This is a genomic window from Streptomyces bohaiensis, assembly GCF_012033785.1.
GTDB lineage: Bacteria > Actinomycetota > Actinomycetes > Streptomycetales > Streptomycetaceae > Streptomyces > Streptomyces bohaiensis.
The window spans coordinates 1-2,451 of sequence record NZ_JAAVJC010000442.1 but is presented as its reverse complement, the minus strand read 5'-3'; the positions used below and the strand labels follow the sequence as shown (position 1 = coordinate 2,451).

Annotated in this window: 2 protein-coding genes; both read right to left on the bottom strand. The window is 80.3% G+C overall.

What is annotated here, in order from left to right; translation table 11 throughout:
- Nucleotides 1-159 precede the first annotated feature (159 nt).
- Nucleotides 160-1,614 carry an NAD(P)H-hydrate dehydratase gene (locus tag HCN52_RS23735; RefSeq protein ID WP_168090472.1) on the bottom strand — a complete coding sequence of 485 codons (1,455 nt, stop codon included), beginning with the start codon at nt 1,612-1,614 and terminating at the stop codon, nt 160-162.
- A 232-nt stretch (nt 1,615-1,846) separates the two neighbouring features.
- Nucleotides 1,847-2,215 carry a holo-ACP synthase gene (locus HCN52_RS23730; RefSeq protein ID WP_168090471.1) on the bottom strand — a complete coding sequence of 123 codons (369 nt, stop codon included), beginning with the start codon at nt 2,213-2,215 and terminating at the stop codon, nt 1,847-1,849.
- Nucleotides 2,216-2,451 lie beyond the last annotated feature (236 nt).

Genomic DNA, 2,451 nt, shown 5'->3' with positions numbered 1-2,451 from the left:
CGAACACGACACGACCATCCTGGGAGCGATAGCCGTCCGGGACGAGATCCGCCCCGAGGCAGCCGAGGCGGTCGCGTGGTCGGTGCGGCCGGGGCGGCCCCGCCGGGCGAGGCATCGCCCGGCCCCGGCGGCGCGGGGCGGGCCGGGGGCCGGGACGGGTCAGCCCCGGTCGCGCAGCCGCCCCCAGGCGGCGGGCAGGGCCTCGGCCACCTCGCCCGCAGTGGGCGGCACCGGGGCGAGCGCACCGGCGAGCCCGTGGAGGTGGGCGCCGACCGCCGCCGCGTCGGCCGGGGCCAGCCCTGCGGCGAGAAGCGAACCGATCAGCCCCGCGAGCACGTCCCCCGTGCCGGCGGTGGCCAGCCACCCGCTGCCGTTCAGGTTGGCCACCACCGTGCCGCCGTCCTCGTCCGCGCCCCCCTCACCGGGCGGCGAGGCGATGAGGGTCGTGGAGCCCTTGAGCAGCACGGTGGCGCCGGTGCTGCGGGCCAGGCGCCGGACCGACGCCAGCCGCTGCGCCTCCACCTCGGCCCGCGCCACGCCGAGCAGTGCGGCGGCCTCGCCGGCGTGCGGGGTGAGCACCAGCGGTCCGCGCGGCCCCCGTCGCTGCGCGGGGTCCAGCATCCGCAGCCCGTCCGCGTCGACGACGGTCGGCACGCCGTCCTCCAGCGCCCGCGCGAGCCGCTCCCGGGCCTCCGGGGCGTCGCCGAGTCCGGAACCGGCCACCCACGCCTGCACCCGGCCCGTGCCGACCAGCACCTCGGGGAACCGGGCCAGCACCGCCTCGGCCGGCGGGCCGACGTACCGGACGGCGCCCGCGCCGCCGCGCAGCGCCCCCGCGACCGCCAGCACGGCGGCCCCCGGGTAGCGCTCGGAGCCGGCGGCCACGCCGACGACGCCCCGCCGGTACTTGTCGCTCTCGGGGCCGGGCACCGGGAGCAGATCGGCGACCTCCTGGTGGTGGAGGGTGCGGACCACCGGCGTCGCCTCGGCGAGTTCGGGGCCGAGGCCGATGTCGACCGGATGGACGACGCCGGCGTGCCCCCGGCCGGGGTCGACGAGCAGCCCGGGCTTGTGGGCGCCGAAGGTGACGGTGACGTCCGCCCGGACAGCCTCCCCGTCCACCCGCCCGCTGTCGGCGTCGATGCCGCTGGGCAGGTCGACCGCGACCAGCGGTGCCCCGCAGGCGGCCGCCTGCCGCGCCACCCGGGCGGCCTCCGGCCGCAGTCCGCCCCGGCCGCCGATGCCGACGATCCCGTCGACCACGAGATCGGCGCGGCGCAGCGCCACCGCTGCCTGGTCCGGGTCGACCGTCCGACCGCCGGCGCGGCGCAGCGCGGCCAGCCCGCCGGCGTGCACCCGGTCGCCACCGAGGAGGACGGCGCGGACCCCGGCGCCCCGGCGCGCGAGCCGCGCCCCGGCGTGGAGCGCGTCCCCGCCGTTGTCACCGCTGCCGACGAGGAGCACCACCCGGGCCCCGGAGACACGCCCCAGCGTGCGGACGCACACGGCGGCGAGGCCGGCCGCCGCCCGGAGCATGAGGGCGTCCTCGGGGACCCGCGCCATCAACCGCCGTTCTGCGGCCCGGACATCGTGCACGGAGTAGGCGATACGCATGGCTCCAGTCTGGCCCGACCGGCGAGGGAACGCCCGGTGGCCGCACCGGCGGGTCGCGGCGTCCGGGCGGCCTCCGCACCCCGGCGGCGCGGGGCGGCTCCACGGCGCGGGGCGGCGCCGCTGGGCCCGGCGGCTCAACGGCGCGCGGACGCGGTTCCCCGGGACGCCACGGGGCTGGTGGTCCCACAGCGGGCATCCGGCCGGCGCGTCCACCGGCACCGGGCGCCGCGCCTCACGCCTCCGCGATGACGACCGCGGAGGCGACCCCGGCGTCGTGGCTCAGCGAGACGTGCCAGTGCCGGACGCCGAGCGTCTCCGCCCGCGCGGCCACGGTGCCGTGGACGCGGAGCGTCGGACGCCCGCCGTCCTCGGTGACGACCTCGGCGTCGGTCCACCGCAGCCCGCGGGGCGCGCCGAGCGCCTTCGCCAGCGCCTCCTTGGCGGCGAATCGCGCCGCGAGCGAGGCCACACCGCGGCGCTCGCCGTCCGGCAGCCAGAGTTCCGCGTCGACGAAGAGCCGGGCCGCCATGGCCGGGGTGCGCCGCAACGCCCGGTCGAACCGCTCGATCTCCGCGACGTCGATCCCGACTCCGATGATCACGGGCCGACCACCCCGCCCCGGTCGGAGCCGGGCCGCGGGCGGCGGGCGAAGGCGGTCGGCGGTGAGGCAGGAACCGGAGCGGGGCTCACGCCCGGGCGTCCCGCCGTGCAGGCAGTCATGGACAGCGAGCCTAGCCAGCCCCCGACGGTCGCAGCCACTTCCGTCGCCCGGCGCCACAGCCGGGCCCGCGCCGCCGCCGGGCCCGCGCCGCCGCCACGCCTCGCCCGGCGCCCGAC